The 18494-nt window shown below is 45.7% G+C and carries 14 protein-coding genes; 2 read left to right on the plus strand and 12 right to left on the minus strand.

The window, feature by feature from the left end:
- Positions 1 to 6 precede the first annotated feature (6 nt).
- A complete protein-coding gene (locus FFM70_RS00765) occupies positions 7 to 1296 on the minus strand; it encodes a glycoside hydrolase family 125 protein (RefSeq protein ID WP_137614958.1) in 1290 nt (429 codons plus the stop codon).
- A 150-nt stretch (positions 1297 to 1446) separates the two neighbouring features.
- On the opposite strand from FFM70_RS00765, the gene FFM70_RS00770 reads away from it, so the two are divergent.
- Together FFM70_RS00770 and FFM70_RS00775 are read left to right on the plus strand one after the other, a co-directional pair.
- On the plus strand, positions 1447 to 2514 hold the full coding sequence (locus tag FFM70_RS00770) for a GntR family transcriptional regulator (RefSeq protein WP_137614959.1): 1068 nt from the start codon (positions 1447 to 1449) through the stop codon (positions 2512 to 2514).
- The gene (locus FFM70_RS00775) at positions 2511 to 4646 is read left to right on the plus strand and encodes a GH92 family glycosyl hydrolase (protein ID WP_137614960.1); all 2136 of its coding nucleotides are present in this window, start codon (positions 2511 to 2513) and stop codon (positions 4644 to 4646) included. The genes FFM70_RS00770 and FFM70_RS00775 overlap by 4 nt, the downstream gene beginning before the upstream one ends.
- 326 nt (positions 4647 to 4972) lie before the next feature.
- Here the strand turns inward: FFM70_RS00775 and FFM70_RS00780 are convergent, their stop codons facing one another.
- The 11 genes from FFM70_RS00780 to FFM70_RS00830 all read right to left on the minus strand — a co-directional run bounded on the left by FFM70_RS00780 (position 4973) and on the right by FFM70_RS00830 (position 18402).
- Positions 4973 to 5917, minus strand: coding sequence for a helix-turn-helix transcriptional regulator (locus FFM70_RS00780; protein ID WP_137614961.1), 945 nt, complete (start codon positions 5915 to 5917; stop codon positions 4973 to 4975).
- Positions 5914 to 6447: a response regulator gene (locus FFM70_RS00785; RefSeq protein ID WP_137614962.1), complete on the minus strand. Its 534-nt coding sequence runs from the start codon at positions 6445 to 6447 to the stop codon at positions 5914 to 5916. The genes FFM70_RS00780 and FFM70_RS00785 overlap by 4 nt, the downstream gene beginning before the upstream one ends.
- Before the next feature lie 307 nt (positions 6448 to 6754).
- Positions 6755 to 7894, minus strand: coding sequence for an ABC transporter ATP-binding protein (locus tag FFM70_RS00790; protein WP_137614963.1), 1140 nt, complete (start codon positions 7892 to 7894; stop codon positions 6755 to 6757).
- 327 nt (positions 7895 to 8221) lie between these two features.
- Positions 8222 to 9085: an ROK family protein gene (locus tag FFM70_RS00795; protein WP_137614964.1), complete on the minus strand. Its 864-nt coding sequence runs from the start codon at positions 9083 to 9085 to the stop codon at positions 8222 to 8224.
- A 130-nt stretch (positions 9086 to 9215) separates the two neighbouring features.
- Positions 9216 to 10706, minus strand: a complete 1491-nt coding sequence (locus FFM70_RS00800) for a response regulator transcription factor (protein ID WP_223877393.1) — start codon at positions 10704 to 10706, stop codon at positions 9216 to 9218.
- Positions 10681 to 12384, minus strand: a complete 1704-nt coding sequence (locus FFM70_RS00805) for a sensor histidine kinase (RefSeq protein WP_137614965.1) — start codon at positions 12382 to 12384, stop codon at positions 10681 to 10683. The genes FFM70_RS00800 and FFM70_RS00805 overlap by 26 nt, the downstream gene beginning before the upstream one ends.
- The gene (locus FFM70_RS00810; protein ID WP_137614966.1) at positions 12385 to 12993 is read right to left on the minus strand and encodes a YesL family protein; all 609 of its coding nucleotides are present in this window, start codon (positions 12991 to 12993) and stop codon (positions 12385 to 12387) included. It lies immediately after the preceding gene.
- A 125-nt stretch (positions 12994 to 13118) separates the two neighbouring features.
- Positions 13119 to 14750 carry a glycoside hydrolase family 13 protein gene (locus tag FFM70_RS00815; RefSeq protein WP_137614967.1) on the minus strand — a complete coding sequence of 544 codons (1632 nt, stop codon included), beginning with the start codon at positions 14748 to 14750 and terminating at the stop codon, positions 13119 to 13121.
- 106 nt (positions 14751 to 14856) lie between these two features.
- Positions 14857 to 16323: an ABC transporter substrate-binding protein gene (locus FFM70_RS00820; protein ID WP_137614968.1), complete on the minus strand. Its 1467-nt coding sequence runs from the start codon at positions 16321 to 16323 to the stop codon at positions 14857 to 14859.
- Between the two features lie 168 nt (positions 16324 to 16491).
- Positions 16492 to 17409, minus strand: a complete 918-nt coding sequence (locus FFM70_RS00825) for a carbohydrate ABC transporter permease (protein WP_137614969.1) — start codon at positions 17407 to 17409, stop codon at positions 16492 to 16494.
- 12 nt (positions 17410 to 17421) lie between these two features.
- Entirely contained in the window at positions 17422 to 18402 is a 981-nt protein-coding gene (locus FFM70_RS00830) for an ABC transporter permease (protein ID WP_137614970.1), read from the minus strand.
- Between the last annotated feature and the right edge of the window lie 92 nt (positions 18403 to 18494).

The raw sequence follows: 18494 nt of genomic DNA on the forward strand, positions 1-18494 counted from the left end.
AATTAGCTACCTTTCAATTTTTAAGCCAAGTGTCGTCAATAATAATTCGCAATACATCATGTTGGCCCATGAGAACCATTCGCGCGTAAAATGATGATCATCGTTCACATCAAATGACTCGTGCATCAAATCGGTCTCACCGGTCGTTTTAATCAATGTCTGGAGTGCCGCTAATTGTTGCTCGCGGCTGTTCGTCGTCAAGCCTTCCATTGCAATCGCAATTGGCCAAATGTAATTTTTCGGCGTGTGTGGGCTCCCTTGCCCAGCGGCTAATTTGCCACTGTAATAGTAAGGATTTTCTGGGCTCAGCAGCGTTTGCCGAGTCCGTTGGTAATTGACATCTAGTAAGTCGCAATAACCAAGGTATGGCGCGCTTAGCAAGCTTGGCACATTCCCATCATCCATCAAAATTGCCTGACCTAAGCCATCCACTTCGTAGGCGTAAACTTTTTCGCCATTGGCATTAGTCGTGTAACCGTACGTTTCAATCCCAGCTTTAACGGTTTCTTGTAACCGTTTGGCGCGGGAAACGATATTCGGATCATCGAGAATACTGCTAAAGATCGTCTGCAAGTAGCCCAGGATTACCACGGCAAACATATTCGCTGGCACCAGATAACCATATTCACAAGCATCATCGCTTGGCCGGAAACCGGACCAGATCATGCCGGTATCACCAACTGGACGCCCTTTACCGCCTTGTGGCAAGGAATCTTCAGGATGATCCTGCGTTCGAATAAATTGATAAAGTGACGTCGCATGGTGTTGTTCGACTTCAAAGGTCGTTAGCAGCTTTTTGATACCGGTTACAAAATTGTCATCAAATTGCGCGGTCGCACCGGTATTCTTATATAGTAGGTAAGCGAGCTGTACCGGATAACACAGGGAATCAATTTCAAATTTACGTTCCCAGATCCAAGGCCCCATCTCGGTCTGATCGGATTGGTGCCCATGATTGTTGGCGGTTTCATTAAACGCGTTCGCATACGGATCAATGGTCATATTGAAGAATTGCCGTTGCACGACCCGTGTAATCAAGTGTGCGATTTTCGGTTCCTCATGGGCTAACGCGAGATACGGTCGGACTTGTGCCGTTGAATCACGTTGCCACATCGCCGGAATATCACCGGTCAAAATAAACGCATACCCTTGTTCGTCGTCAGAAATCGTCGTTTCTAACGTATTTAAAAAAGTCTTCTGAAAAACAGTGCCTAATTTTGGATTTAAAGGTTGGCTTAACTGATTGATCTTGGTGACAAATGCTTGGACATCTTCATCAACATAGTTCGTTGTCATCGTTTCACCCCATATTTGATATATCATTTTCTGTCATTATAACATGCTGGTTCCGGTTGTCTATATCAAATTGCGACTTTTTCTTCCCTTTTTCACCCAAAAATGATATATTAACATTGAAATCAAACAATCAAAGGAGGAACTAACGTTATGCCAAGGAAAGAGCCCCGTTATATGACGATTTATAACGATTTAAAACAGCAAATTCTAACTGGCGAACTTCAACCAGATGACCAGTTACCCACAGAATTACAACTCACCAAAACATACCATGTGAGTCGGATCACTTCAAAACGGGCTCTGACCGAGTTAGAAAGTCGCGATTTGATCTATCGTAAGCAAGGGAGTGGCAGTTTCGTCCAACGGCATGCGCAGACGACAACCAGTAAACAATTGCTCGTCGTCTTGCCATTTCCGACCGACGCTGGTTTAGGTGACTATGCTTCCGGTATCAGCGCCGCCGCCAACGCCCGCAACTATCAAGCCGTCACGATGGATCCCCGTGGTTTTGCCCAGTTGACCACGACACAAATCAAGCGCAACTATGCCGGGATTATTTATTTACCACAAGACCTTTATCAGGAAGCGGAACAACTCTATCTCTTAAAGTTGGATCACGTGCCCGTCGTCTTGCTCGATAAATCACTGCCCGAATTAGAATTACCCGTGGTCGCTGCCGACAACTTCAACGGTGGTCAGCTCGCCACGACCCACTTGATTAAACAGCACCATCAACATATTTTATTCTATGCACAAAATCCAGGGGCAGTCCTACCAAGTTCAGTCTATGAACGTTACTTTGGTTACTTACAAGCCTTACATCAAGCCGGTTTGAAGCCTGTCGCGTCGATTCACGAACTCGTGGCCCTCAATGAACTCACACCGACCGCTTGGTTAGACTATCTCAAGCAGCATCAAATTACGGCCATTGTGGTTGAAAACGACTTAATCGCCATCAAGTTGATGAATCGTTTACGCGCCGTTGACCCAGCAATTTGGCAACGGCTCTCGATCATCGGCTTCGACAATATTCAGGCGGCCAGCTTGACCTATCCCGCTTTGACGACGATTGCCCAGGACTTTAAAGGCATGGGCCGAAAAGCGGTTGAACTCTTACTCAATACACCTGCTAATCCGAAAATCGTGCGTTTGCCAGTAAAATTGATCAAACGCGCTTCTACTAGAATTCTAGCTTCCAAGGAGGAAACAAACTCTTGAAAATTGATGAAATTGATATTCGCCAGGGAACTGCTAATACGCCGCAACGTTCCCACGGTAACTGTTTACCATACGTTGGTGTACCATTTGGCATGAACTACTTTAGTGTTCAAACGAACGGCGCTGACGGCGCTTGGTTTTTCCAACCCGCCTCACCACGTTTCGAAGGGATTCGTTTGACCCATCAGCCTAGTCCGTGGATCGGCGATTACAGCCACTTGCTGTTAACGGCCGTGCAATGGGCTGATCCTGACAAAAAGCCTGATCTAGTTGGGAACTATCGGCCAAATGAAGCCACCTTTAACGCTCACCATTTAGCGCTTTTCGACGATCATTTCAATGTGCAAACCGACTTAGTCCCAACTGCTTATGGTGCCGCCCTGAATTACGACTTCCAACAGTTAGAACTCGCCCATCACGGGATTGCGATCCAATTACCCGATGACGGTCAATTCGAATTCACGGCAACTGGCGTCAAAATGAGTGTCTCCGATTACCACGGTGGCGAAGATCCAAACTTGGCCATGGCGTTTGAACTCGCAATTCCTAATTTTGATGTTGTTAATTCTGGTTTTTACGATGCCGATAATCAGTGGCATGCCGCAACTAAAGGCGCCGGCAAACAACTGACCTTACTTTTAGCGACCACGGTAGCCCAGGTTGACTGTCGCTTAGCCACTTCTTATCTCAACGCAGCCCAAGCGACCCGGAACTTGCAACGGCTACAGACGCCAACCTTTAACATGTTACTAAATGAAAGCGCTGACCTTTGGAATAATTACCTCGGCCGCATCACGGTTGAGGATCATCATCCAGCAACGGTGAAGACCTTCTACACTTGCCTTTATCGCTTATTCTTGTTCCCACAACGTTGCTATGAATTAGATGAAACTGAACAACCGATTCATTACGACACCATAGCAAAAACGGCCAAACCTGGGCTACTTTATACCAACAATGGTTTCTGGGATACTTCGAAGACGGTCTACTCACTCTTCTCAATTCTGGCACCCGAACTATTGCCAAAATTCCTGCGGGGCTTCTTGACTAGTTACCAAGAAACAGGTTTCTTACCACGCTGGCTCGCACCAGACGAACGCGGCATGATGCCCGGCAACCTCGTTGATTCCGTGATCGCTGAAAGTGCTAAAAAAGGCTTAGCCGCGGATTTAATGCCTGAACTGTTGGCCGCCATGCAAGATAGCGATTCTAAAAGCGCTACAGGTGAACGCTATGGTCGTCAAGGTAGCGCCGATTATGACAAGTTTGGCTATATTCCAGCCGATAAATACAAGGAAAGCGTGAACTGGACACAAGATTACTCATACAGTGACTACTGCATCGGGCAAGTGGCCGACACGTTAGCCCAACCGAAAGTCGCGGAAAAATACTGGCAATTATCGAAACGCTATCTTAATTTATTAGACCCTGAAACTGGCTTTTTACGCCCTAAGAATAGTGACGGTAACTTCAAGCCTAACTTTGTGCCAGACCGCTGGGGAACCGACTATACGGAAGGTAGTGCTTGGCAAAACAGTTACAGCGCCTTTCATGACATCTCCGGTTTAATGACGGCGCTGGGTGGTAAAGACCGATTTAACGCCCAACTAACTGAATTATGTAACACTAAACCGACTTATCACGTCGGCGGCTATGAAATGGTTATCCATGAAATGTCTGAATTAGCTGCTGTAGACTACGGCCAACTGGCGATTTCCAATCAACCAAGTTTCCATCTGCCTTACTTGTTCGACTTCGCTGGTCATCCTGAGAAGACGCAAGTTGCAGTTAAACAATTACGGAAACTATTCAACGCTTCGGCCACTGGTTTCCCTGGTGATGAAGATAACGGCTCAATGGCTGGCTGGTTCATTTTTGCCTGCTTGGGCTTCTACCCAGTATGCCCCGCTGACGCGGAATACGCCCTCGGGATTCCTGCTTTTGACCAAGTGACCTTGCACTTGGCAGGTCACGATTTACAGCTGACGACCACTAATAACCACGATCACAACAACTTCGTTCAAAGCACGAGTATTGATGGTGAACCGTTGACAGATTTCACAATCAGCCATGCAAAATTGATGACAAGTACCCATATTGCCACTCGCTTAGGCCTAGTTCCAAATAATTAACCAACTAATTTTCAATGCTTAAACACAAACCGAGCAGTCCATGATCTGAATGCGATTATCGACTGCTCGGTTTTTACTTAATATCTAAAAATTGCAAAAGCTCAACCCTTTAACAAGCCGGAGGGCACTGCTGATTGCATCGGTCGTGATGGTGGCGTTTGGTCGGCTGGTTTTTCGCCGGCCTTACGCCACGGACGGTCCGGGACAATTGCGACCTTGGCAACTGTTCCGGGCGAGGGTCAAGACGTTTTTCAGGCTTGGCCCGGTCCCACGACCGCATGTCATCAGCAGTGCCCGGAGGCAAACCGTTTTAATAATTGCAAAGACTATCTCATCGGCTGCGTTAACGCTTGGCGCCGATATTCCTTTGGTGAAATATCACAAATCAACCGGAAGTTCTTATAAAAATAACCACTATTCGTATAACCAATATCTAACGCAATGTTACTAATACTTTCATCCGTATGCGTCAGCATTTCTTTGGCTTGGTCGATGCGATGCTGATTCAAATACTTCGAAAAACTCGTGTGAACCTCTTTTTTAAACAACTGGCCCAAATAGACCGGGTTCAAATGCAGCCGATCCGCTACTTGCGTCAGCGATAAATCCTGCGCATACTCTTGCGCCACGATATCGATAACTTGTCGCACGTTCTTAGAAAAGCTCGGCTGCGTCTTCGGCTCATATCGTTGTACGATTGCGACAACGGCTTCTTCCAACCGCGCAATCGTCGGTGCATTGTCGATTGCCGTGAGTTGCCGCTCGTAATCTTGATTGCTGAATGTCTGGTAATTACTCAACACATTTAGCACCAGAAAGGCGACTTGCCGCGCATACGACGGGGCGACGTGTTCATTACTCAACTTGGCAAACATCGCCCGCGTCAACGTGACCATGAGGGTTTGGTTGTCACTCCCTAGCGCCCGTTTGAATTTGTCCAACGAAATTTTAGGAATCTCCGCTTGCCGCAACCATTCAGTTCGCATTGCCCCCGATAAAAATGGCGACCGATCTTCGTAAAATTGGTATAGCTCGGCCAGTGTTTGCGCCTGTTCCAAACTATCGGCCAATTCCGAAAGCTCACTGACCCGTTGCCCCACGGTCACAAAGGACTCACCCGTAATCAGCTGTTGCGCTTCTAACTGCTGAATAAACTGCGTTAAGGCAATGTGTGAGCCGATAAAACAAATAATAAACTGATCCTGACTCGCATAATACAGATTTTGTTTCTGCTGCTGACAAGCCTGACTTAAAGCATCATAATTTGTCACAGCATTACAACAGATGACCGTAAACTTATGTTGGTTAGTCGCTGCGCCTGCGCTGTCCAATAATTGGGTCGCTTGCTCCGGGTCAGCTCTTGTGAGATCAACCGTTCTGTCTGCATCTCTAAGTAATAGTGCTTCGTCGCATCCGTCTTCGTGCGTAAGTCTAACTGCTGCTTGGCACGATCCAATACCTGATCTAATTCCTGCGCATCAATTGGTTTAACCAAATAATCCATGGCGCCAAAATGCAGCGCTTGTTTCACATAATCAAATTCTTGAAAGCCTGACAAAACAATGACGACCGGCGCTTGTGGCAACGCTTGCAGTTTTTGCATCAACGCTAGCCCAGTCATCTCCGGCATGCGGACATCCGTAATCACTAAATCCACCGGTTGCTGCTTAAATGCGGCTAAAGCCTGCTTCCCATTGCGGGCCGTTTGAACAATTTCAAAGCCGTGACGCTGCCAATCAACGATTTTTGCCATCCCTTTGAGGATCATGTACTCGTCATCAACAATCATTACACTGTGCACCTAATCCACCCTCTTTTAAACTCTAACTCCAAAACATGTTATCGCTTACTTTTAGCTTAACATGTCAATCGACAATTGTGTACAATTGTCGATTCAAAGTGTCTGACTAGTTCGTAGTCATTAGAACAGTAAAGGCGCTCGCAGATAGTCTGCGAGCGCCTTTGGCAAGGGTGTGGGAAGCTCAAAATCATTATGATTTGGGATGATCATATTGAGTTGTCGATGGTTAGGAGTCACCGGCGAGCTTCCCACGGAGAGTTTTTGGAAGCAGTTTTAAGTCGACAAGGTTAGGGGGCTTGTCAATAACTTAAGCTTCAGTTGGTTGGTTTTCTTCTTCTTCGTCTAACATGATTGAACTTTGGTTGTCCTTATCGAAGAAGTGCGCTTTGTTAATATCAAAGCCCATGTCCACTTTGGCACCTGGCTTGTGGAAGTCACGTGCATCAACGTTAGCCACAAATTCAGTATCGCCAACTTGACTGTACAATTGACTCGTCGCACCAAGCAATTCAGACACGTTAATCGTGGCATGTACGGTTTGTTTTGGCCAAGTATCAATAAAGACTTTTTCAGTATGGATATCTTCTGGACGAATCCCGAAGACGATTTCCTTACCGTTGTAGCCCCGCTTGTCCAAAATGTTGCTCATCCCTTCAGGAACGTGCAATTCAACCCCTTTATGGTCATTGATCACGCCATCACGGTAGCTGACATTAAAGAAGTTCATGGCTGGTGACCCGATAAAGCCGGCAACAAACATGTTCCGTGGCCGATCATAAATTTCAGAAGGGGTCCCGATTTGTTGGATCTGACCAGTTGACATAACAACCACCCGATCAGCCATCGTCATCGCTTCAGTTTGATCATGAGTAACGTAAATCGTGGTCGTATTCAAGCGACGATGTAACTTCGCGATTTCGGCCCGCATTGAAACCCGCAATTTGGCATCCAAGTTAGACAAAGGTTCATCCATCAAGAAGATTGGGGCATCACGCACAATGGCCCGGCCTAAAGCGACCCGTTGCCGTTGACCACCAGATAAATCGGCCGGTTTACGGTCTAAGAAGTCCGTTAAACCTAAGATTTCAGCGGCGTTATCAACTCGTTTAGCAATATCTTCTTTGCTATATTTACGTAACTTCAACCCAAAGGCCATGTTCCCCGCAACGGTCATATGTGGATACAAGGCGTAGTTTTGGAAGACCATGGCAATATCACGGTCACGCGGTGGAATATCGTTCATGACTTTCCCACCGATTTCCAAGGTCCCCTTTGTAATATCTTCCAGACCCGCGATCATCCGTAAAGTCGTTGACTTCCCACAACCAGAAGGTCCAACGAAGACGATAAATTCCTTATCTTTAACGTGGAGATCAAAATCATTAACTGAATTTTTATCAGCGTTTGGGTAACGTTTATAGATATGTTCCAGATTAATTTCAACCATAATGTATACCAGCCTTTCTCACAATGCTTTCGAATATATATCAGATTAGTTAATATCTTTTGTTTATTTATACCAACTTTCAACAGTTTCTATTCTAGTTGAAAGCGTTGTCATTTACCATGGGCACATTGTACAAAAAGCCAGTCATTTGGCTGGTCAATGTACCAAAAAGGTCTGGTCACTGGCATTCCAGTGACATTTACAGCTTCGGCGCACCCTGTTAATCAAAATTGGTGTGCCATTTTTCATAGCACACCAATTTGATTAACAGTTATTACTAAAAAACAACTTAAATATCTAAAATCACTTACTTAGCCAGCAGTTAGCCTACTTTAGTAATGAAGCTGCCAAGGCAAAATCACCGACAGTCGCTGAAGCATTGTCAGCGAAGTGACTGTGAACGATCAAGTTTTCTGGAATCTTGACATAGTCATTATTCAACTTGTCGAAGTATTGACGCACTTTGATCATATCGTCGTCATTGACCACTGAGCCACCAAAAATAATCTTTTCTGGGGCATAGTTGACGTAAGCGCTGAAGGCCATTTGAGCCGCGTAATAGTCAATGTAATCAAAGACTGGATTGTCACGTTCCAACTTTTCACCAGGAATACCGGTCCGCGCTTCAATGGTAGGGCCAGCTGCGACCCCTTCAAAGCAACGATTACCATGGAATGGGCAGAAACCTTCGTAATGGTCATCTGGGTGCATCATGACCGGTGCGTGCCCCATTTCAAGATGGGAGTAGCCACCAATAAACTTACCATCTTGGATGACGCCACCGCCAATCCCAGTCCCAATGGTGAAGTAAACCGCCGAATGAACGTCTTTAGCGCTACCGGCGATATATTCACCATAAACAGACGCGTTCACATCGGTCGTAAAGTAAACTGGCACGTGCAAAGCGTCAGTCAAGGTACCGACCATATCCGTGCCAGCCCAACCAGGCTTTGGCGTTGATAAGATATGACCATAGTCCTTGTTGCCCTTATTGATACCAATTGGGCCAAATGACCCTAAACCAATGGCATCCACAGGGTTTTCCTTGAAGAAGTCAATACAACCTGCCAACGTCGTTTTAGGGTCTTCCGTTGGGATCCGTTTTTTAGCAATAATTTTATATGATTCATCTGCGGCTGCTAAAATAAATTTAGTCCCGCCTGCTTCAATACTACCTAATGTTTTGCTCATTATAATCACCCTTATTAGTTAATTTCGTTATACTCTTTATCATAGATGAAACCGGATACATTAGTTAATAAAACCCTACTTTTAAGGCAAGTTGCCGAATGGCTTTAGGCTTTTTACCGAATTTTCACGGTCAACGCCCGCTGGTTCCCGCTTTACGGTACTCCCCTGGTGACATCCCGGTCTGATTCTTAAACAATTTGAAGAAATAACTCGAATTTTGATACCCAATCATCGTCGCAATTTGACCAATATCTTGGTCCGAGTGGCGCAACAAATCTACGGCCACGTTAACCCGATAGTCATTGAGATACTGAGAAAAGCTGCGGCCGACCTCTTGCTTGAATTGTTGCCCCAAGTAGACCGCGTTTAAATGTAACTCGGCCGCGACCATCGCTAGCGACAATTGCTCCGAAAAACGTTGTTGCGCCAATTGACGCATGGCCGTCACATTTCTTGAAAACTTGGGCCGGCCATGCTGCTTGGCTAACTTGGCTATTTGCGATAGCGTCGCTTTGAGATCACTCACGTCACGCGCGCGATTGATGGCCGCAATCGTCGCCGACTTGTCATTGACCGTCGTTAAATGATCACTGAGTACGAGCAATACAACTAGTGCAAACTGACGGGCATAGCCATCCGAAACATTCGCCTGTTTCATGTCATCAAATTGCGTCGTCAACCAAGCTGAAAAATCGGCAAAATCCAAATTATCGATCATGTCTTTGACATCTGAATAACTCGGCAACACTAAAGTTGCTTGTTCTTGATTTTCCGGCAACATGACTCGTAGCCCCGCCGCCGTTTCAAAGAAGTACTGCCGCGCAATTTCTTGGCGTAATTGCTGATAACGCTGCTTCAACAGCGCCATCGTCTGGCAAGGCGCCCCGATTAAGAACGGCCGGCGTTCAGCCCCAATTTGATGGGGTGCCTCGGCAATGAAGACATCGAGTTCTGCCGCCGTTCCTTGAAAAATAATGATGAAATCCTTGGCTTCTGTGTAGAACCCTTTGACCGTCGTTAAGGCTCGTAAATACGTCACGAGATCTTTCGGGGGTAAAGGATTCAGAACACCGATTAAACGGATTGGCTGGGTCTCACCAAACTGCAGCCCTAACGACTGGCACACCTGCTGCTGTAGCGCGGCATCATCACTTGTTAGCAAGGTGCGGACTTGTGTTTGCACCGCCAATGACGCGTTTTGCGTCACCTGCTGCCGCGCATCAATGCGGGCAAGTGTCCCGTGTAGCGTTTCTAGTAGCTCGTCCGTATCGATTGGTTTACGGAGATAATTGACCGCGTTTTGTTTTAAGCCGGCATGGACATAATCAAAATCTGAATAACCAGAAATCACGATTAATTCCATTTCCGGTCGCAACGCTTTGGCGCGCGTCACAAATTCAGGCCCCGCCATTTCTGGCATATTCATATCCGAAATCAAAATATCGATCGAATTCGTCTGTAAATACTTGATTGCTAAACGTGGATTCTGTTCCGTATTCACAATTTCTAAGCCAAGACTTTCCCAGTCAACGAGTCGTTTTAAGCCACGCAGGATCATGTACTCATCATCAACTAGCATGACTTTTCGCATCGGTTTATTCTTTGAGATCAAACTGCACATTGACTGTCACTCCTTGCTGTCCATCACTGCTGATTGCCATGGTAAATGACTCACCAAACGTATCCAACAGTCGTGAATAAACATTTTGTAAGCCAATCGACTTTTGTTGTTCCGCATCTAATGGTTGGCGCATCTTCACGTTGACCGCTTTGACTTCGGCGGCGGTTAACGGCCGCCCGTTGTTAATAATCTTGATATAGACGGTTTGACCTTGCCGCCAAGCTTTCACACTCAAGGCATTGTCTTGGCGGGCAAAATCGACGCCATGCACGAAGTAGTTTTCAACTAGCGGCTGCAAACTGAACTTCGGTAACGCCACGTCAGCGACTTCCGGCGCCACTTGAAATTGATAAGCCAATCGATCTGGGAAACGCACTTGGTATAAAAAGACGTACTTTTCGACAAATTTCAGCTCTTGCTTGATCGTCGTGCGCGGCGACAAATCCGTATTGTTCCGCAATAAGGCCGCAAAACTGTAGACCACATTAGCCAGTTCCGGTTGGTCAGCATCTAGGGCGGCCATCCGAATGTATTCCAACGTGTTCGACATGAAATGGGGATTGATCTGCGCTTGCAACGCTTTACGGTTCGCTTCTTGCTGCGCAATCTGTAACTGATAGATCGTATTAATATGTTCATGAATCTCTTCCAACATCGCATTGATCCCATCCGCCAACGTTCGTAAATCGGTGGGCTTGAGATCGACTGGGACCCGCGCCGACAAGTTGCCATCTGAGACATCTTGAACTGAGACCACGATCGCTTTCAATTGATGTTGATAACGTCTAAAAGTCAACCAGAGTCCAATACTTAAACCTAATAGGAGCACTAACCCTAATAAGATCAACGGTAAAACATGGTCCAATAACAACGCATGTAGCGTCGCCTGATTAACGACCATCGTTAACTGATAACCAGAGGGCAAGTCTTTCGTATTGACGTGAAAGCCACGCAAACGAGCCATGTTATCAGCGGCTAAGGCGCGTTTGAAAGCTTGTTTGGAATGGGCCTTGACCTGCTTACCGGCATAGTAAAAGACCGTATCGTTCGCATCGGACTCAACCGCAATCTGAAAGGCCCGCGTCGCTGGTAACTGCTGTAATTGGCGCTTTAACGCCGTCTGATCAAAGCTGAGACTGATGACCCCATCCGTCTCCAACGTATATTGATTGACCAACGGTGCACTGATTGCAAACTGTTGGGTCACGGCTTTAGCCGGATACAGTCCACCACCAGAATTGGTTGGGGTCGCCATAAAGACCTTTTTCTGGTTACCTAGTCGGAGCGTGAGTTGACTGACTTGGTCATGTTGGACAAAGAATTGCCGCGATTCCGTTGGCCAGAAGAAATACGGCTCACCTTTAATACTTTTATTAATGGCGTAATCGCTATAATCGGACAGTGATGAGTCAAAATATTTTTCCACACTCGGTAAATTGCCCGCATTAGCCGTCAACTGCGTCGCAAATTGCGAGATCAGTTGTTGGTTCTGGGCAATCGTTTGTCCAACTTGGGTCGCAGCCGTTGTTTCTGCTTGATGGACCTCAGAATCATAAGTTCGCACACTCACGAGTACAAAAACACTGGTTGCCAAAACAACCATCACCGAGATGATGGTTGTGTAAAGCTTGATCAAACGGACAAAACTTGACCGCATCATGTAATCACGCGCCCGCATTTAGGCCGCCTCAAGCATCTTATCGATTTTGGCATACCATTGATGTGACAAGACATCGGTCGCAAACACGTAAATGCCGGGGCTCAAGAATAGAATCAAGCCAGGCCATTTCAAGGAAACAATGATCAAGACGATCGTCACAATCACGAAGACTAATAGTTGGATAAAACTACTGAAAAATTGCACAATCGCTAACTTAACGGCATCTTTAAAGGACACATCATAGTGTGAGCGTAACATTGCCGTAAACATCGCCAAACTGAAATCAAAAATCAAAGCGGCGACGATCACGAATTGCACGAATAACATCCAAGCTTGGTTAACCGTGGTGCTTAAGTAAAGGTTGTAGGCTAAAACAATCCCAGCGCCTGGGAAATACCACGTATGCAAGTTTTCTTGCCAAAAGTCTTGTTTAAACCGACGCCAAGCCTTGCCAAAGCCGTATTTTTTATAATCCCATTCGTTATCCATATACATTTCAGTCACAGTCCGCAGTGCTGGACCAATCCCTAAAACGACTAAACCAGCTACCGTTAATATCCAGAAATAGACCGTCATAATTAAAAAGATAAAGATTCTTGTAAAAATTTTATCTGCTGCACGTCCCATGCTAATTCCCCCTTGCTGTTGTTACCATTGCCGTTCCCGTCAAGTCACGGTTTGTGACCACTTTTCACGTCGTCACAACGTCTTCAATCATACCAAAAATCGCTTGTTTTTGATAGCGCTATCAGTTACACATCCAAAGCGACCATGAAGGCCTCATACGGCCGTAATTTCACAGTTCCCAACTGCTGAGGATAATCCGGATAGTTGCCAACTAAGCGGTGCGCCGACCGTGCTGGTAACCTTACTTCAACCGGTTCGGCGCTAAAGTTACTACAGATCAACCAAGTCTGATCAGCCAACGTCCGGGTATACGCAAATACGGTATCTGGAACACCTTCAATCGCCGCAAACGTCCCAGTTTGCAGGACTGGATTCGTTCGCCGCAACTTGATCAATTGCTGATAAGTGTTAAAAATACTGTCCGATTCAGCTAAAGTTGCTTGGACGTTAATTTGAGTATAGTTGGGATTAACCGCTAGCCACGGCTGACCAGTACTAAAGCCAGCATTGGCACTCGTATCCCACTGCATTGGCGTCCGCGCGTTGTCCCGGCTAAACCGATTCAATTTAGCCATTGCCGCGGACTCGGACTCACCGCGGTCGCGTAATTGGCGATAGATCGTACGTGCCTCAACATCGTTCACTTGTTCAATCTTGTTAACTGGACAATCGGTCATCCCGATTTCTTCGCCTTGATACAAATACGGGGTCCCTTTTAAGCCGTGCAACGTTATTGCCAACATCTTGGCGCTCAACTCACGGTTTGGCCCAGTCGTTGCCCCAAATCGTGACACAGCGCGTGGTAAATCATGATTGTTCCAAAATAAACTGTTCCAACCTTGCTGCCCTAAAACGCGTTGGCAGTCATATAGCGCCTGCTTCAAACGTTTCACCGATAGCGGTGTGGTTTCCCACTTTTCCCCGCCAACTTTACGGTCAGCCCACAAGTGACCAAACTGAAAAATCATACTCAACTCTTGGTTCGCCGGATTGCTGTATTGCAAGGCGTCTTTCGGGCCCGCGCTCCACGCCTCGCCGACCGTCAAGAAATCTCGGTCAGCCCACGTTTGACGATTCATCTCATGCAAATAATCATGTAAATGAGTTCCGTTAACGAGCCGTTTTTTGAACGGTTCCTTGCCAATCATATCAATGACATCCATCCGGAAACCACCGATGCCCTTATCGATCCAAAAGTTCATCATGTCGTAAATGGCTTGTCGTAACTTGGGATTCTGCCAATTTAAATCAATTTGTTTGGCCGAGAACAGATGTAGGAAATATTGACCGCTTGGCTCATCTTTTTCCCAAGCAGAACCACCAATGAACCCCGAGGTTAAGTCATTCGGTTCATGCCCATCGACCGGATCTGACCAGACATAATAATCACGCGTCGGGCTAGCTTGATCAGCCCGGGCATTCACGAACCAGGCATGCTCATCACTTGTATGATTGACCACCAAATCCATAACAACGCGAATGCCACGCCGCTTGGCTTCAGCAATTAACCGATCCATGTCAGCCATTGTGCCATACTCCGGATTAATGGCCTGGTAATCGGAAATATCATAACCATTATCCGCATTCGGACTTTGATAAACTGGGCTCAGCCAAATGGCGCCAACGCCTAATTTTTGCAAATAGTCGAGGCGACTGATAATTCCGGGCAAATCACCGATCCCATCACCGTTGCTATCTTGAAAACTCCGGGGGTAGATTTGATAAACCACCGCGCTTTGCCACCAATGTTGACTCATCCCAAATCATCCTTTCCATGACACTTTAAAAAATAGGGCTATGTAGACAAAGAAGTCGTAGCGCAAGTTGCACCCGACCTCTTTGTGATAACGCGTTAATTGCTAATTATTGTTTAGCAAGAAAGGCATCGTATTGCTTTTGTAATTCTTTTTGAACCTTGTCGTAACCGGCAGTCTTCAGTTCCTTATCCATCTTCTTGATGGTTGGTTCTGGATCAGCGGTACCAGTGTTAAGAATATCGAGGTACTTACTCATAACGTTTGACAAGTTGGTGATTTCAGTCTTCATTGAGCTGGTATCAGGGTTGAAGCCTAAAGCAGCTGAAGTCTTAGACGCTTTAATGCCAGCATCACGTTTGTTGATCATGGCATCAGTTGTGGTATCAAGCGTGTACAAGTTCTTGTTGTTACCCATCATCCAAGCGCCGATGAAGTAGTTTGGTTTGTACTTCTTAGTAAGTTTGATCTTACCCTTAGCTTCATCCGTGTAGTTCCATTGTTGACCTTGAAGACCCCAAGTGATGTTGTTAAGGAGCTTCTTATCAGTGTTCAATAAGTTCAAGACTTTCATTGCTTCGGTCTTGTGCTTAGAAGTCTTAGAGATGTTCCAAACAGCAACTTGTGCTTGTGCTGATGACTTGTATGGATCAGTGATGGCTTTAGATTGCATCTTCTTGCCACCGGCATTGTTTTCCAAGGTTGAATCGCCGTAATCGTAAGGACCTTGGGTTTCTTGACGAACGAACCAAGTGTTGTCTTGCAAGTTGTATTGGGTACTTGAAGTAGCAGCATCCTTAGGAATGTAGCCCTTTTCATAATAGCTGTGCAAGGTCTTCAAGATACCACGCATTTCAGTGGTGTCATAAACGTTAACGATCTTCTTACTCTTACCACTTGAATCAATGGCAAATGGTAGGCCGTTACCCAATGGGAAGTCCATGTGCGCTGGTGAAGCCTTGAAGCCTTGGCCAATCGCGAAGGCTGCGACACCAGGGTTCGCTTTATGGAATTTCGCTAAAGCTGGTTCCATGCTAGCGTATGAGTTCACGCCACTGATCTTAATATCATTTTTGTCTAAGAATGACTGGTTGAAAGTTAACATGTTTTGCGCATAGATGTTAGCGTTTACAGGGAAGCCGTAAATCTTACCATTAACTTTCAAGCCTTTCCAATATGAAGGGTTAACTTCTTTGTAAGCCTTCTTGGCAACACCGCTCTTAAGTTCGCTGGTCATATCAGCGTAGGCCCCTTTGAGGGCATTATTCGTATAGTTTTGTGAGAATGCTAAATCGTAGCTGTTCCCAGAAGTAACCATGACGTTATACTTTTGCGCATAATCGCCCCAGCCAATAAAGTTCATTTTGACGTTAATATCTTTATACGTCTTATGAATTTCTTTGTTAGCCTTTTTGATCATTGCTGAGTAGTTCTTAGGCTTATCCCCAGGCATATACATGTTAACCGTGGTCATCTTGCTAGCAGAATCGCTACCAGACTTGCCACAGCCAGCTAAGGCAATGGTCCCTAATGCAGCAATACTGACAACCGCTGCACCTTTAATTAATTTGTTCATACTTTTCATCCTCCTCGGAATGAGTCAATGCGTGCTTTTCATTTGGTCAAACAAGCTCACTGCTGAAACATAAGATCCCGAATCTCTGAATGGTACGAAAGTCAGCTGTTCTCTGAAATGACACCCGCATCGGCATTAAATTTAAACACAACCTGATGCTCGAATTAATTAACCTTTGACCCCGCCAATGGTCATCCCTTTGACGAAGTACTTTTGGAAGAATGGGTAGGTCAACGCAATTGGTAACGTTGCCACTACGACGACCGCGAAACGCATCCCTTCGGTTGGCACACTGGTTGCACCAGCGATCGCCCCGTTGTTGGACATGTTCTGAGTCATGTATTGGATATTGTTTTGAATCTTGACCAGCAAGTATTGCAGTGGTGTGACACTGTCCTTGTTGATGTAAAGTAAAGCGTTCATCCAATCGTTCCAGTAACCTAATGACGTAAACAAACTGATCGTGGCAATCCCAGGAATCGCTAATGGGACCACGATGTTCCAGAAGATCCGCATTTCACTGGCACCATCGATCCGCGCCGATTCAATAATGGCTTCCGGAATCGATGTCTTGAAGAACGTTCGCATGATCAGCACGTTATAAACCCCGAAACTCATCGGTAAGATCAAGGCCCAGATGTTATCCTGCAAGCCCAACATTTGTGTCACAATCAAGTATGTTGGCACCATCCCAGGAACAAATAGCATTGAAATCAAAGCGAAAATCGTAAAGAATTTAGCATACGCGAAGTCTCGACGAGAGATGGCATAGGCATAAGTGGAACTAAACAAACTGTTCATGATCGTCCCAACGATGGTCACGAATATTGTCACACCAAGTGAAACTAAGACTTGGTGACCCATCCGTGAAAGGTATTGGTAACTGGCGAAAGTCCAATGCTTTGGCCAGAATTGATACCCGTAAGCGGTAATATCCGATTCCTTCGTCAAGGACAAGATAATGATGAAGAAAAATGGCAAGATACAAGTTAAAGCGAAAATACCAAGGAAAATGTTGAAAAACAGGTTGGCGCCAGGTCCGAACTTGCGAATTTCAACTGCTGAAATATGCTTTTTTTTACGCAATGGCGTCACCTCCTAAAATAGCGCTGATTCTGGTTGTACTCGACGAACAATCCAGTTGCTGACGATAATGAGTAAGGCCCCGACGACGGATTGTAATAGCCCAGCGGCGGTTGACATTCCAATATCGTTGGTAGTCGTTAATGCCCGATAAATAAAGGTATCGAACGTTTGAGTCACATTGATTAAAGCCCCAGAAGAACGTGGAATTAAGTAGAACAGCCCGAAGTCACTCCGGAAGATCCCACCGATGTTCAAGATCAGCATTAAGGTTGCAACAGGTAAGATGTGTGGCAAAGTAACATTCTTGATTTGTTGCCACTTGTTCGCACCATCCATCATTGCGGCATCATAGTATGATGGGTCAATCCCCATGGCGGTGGCGAAGTAAAGGATACTGTTATAACCGATCCCTTTCCAAACCCCTAGGAAGATAATGATGAACGGCCAAACCCACGGTGTATTGTAGAAGTCAATTGGCGTCCCACCCATCGCTTGGATAATGTGGTTAAAGATCCCTTTATCCGAGCTGAGGAAGGCGTAAACGAAATATGACAGAATCGCCCATGACAAGAAGTATGGGAATAACATTGAAGTTTGGTAAACCTTCAACAACCGTTGATTCCGCATTTGACTCATCACAACCCCAAAGAAGATGGCGAAGAAGAAGTTCAGTAACAAGAAGGTCAAATTGTACCCGATCGTGTTACGAATAACTAACCAAAAGTCCGCGGACTTGAAGAAGAACGTGAAGTTTTGGAAACCAACCCAAGGACTGTGAAGCACACTATAGATAAAGCCTTGATCTGAGTATTGAAAATTTTGGAAGGCCACAACGTTAGCCAACACTGGAATATAGAAGAAAACGATTAAGAATAGCGTCCCAGGCGCAACCATGAGTAAGAACACGCGGTTGTCTCGAAGCTGCCGAAAGAAAGACTTTTTCTTAACCGGCGGTAATTCGACTGTGTCGTTAACAATAGGATCTTGTACCATCGTTTCTCCCTCCTTTCATTTATTACACTTGCTATAGTAACCGCTTTCTTTTGTTGCAACAATCAACTAACTTAAGGGATATGTTAACAAAT

The organism is Lactiplantibacillus nangangensis (assembly GCF_005405065.1).
GTDB classification, from domain to species: Bacteria; Bacillota; Bacilli; order Lactobacillales; family Lactobacillaceae; genus Lactiplantibacillus; species Lactiplantibacillus nangangensis.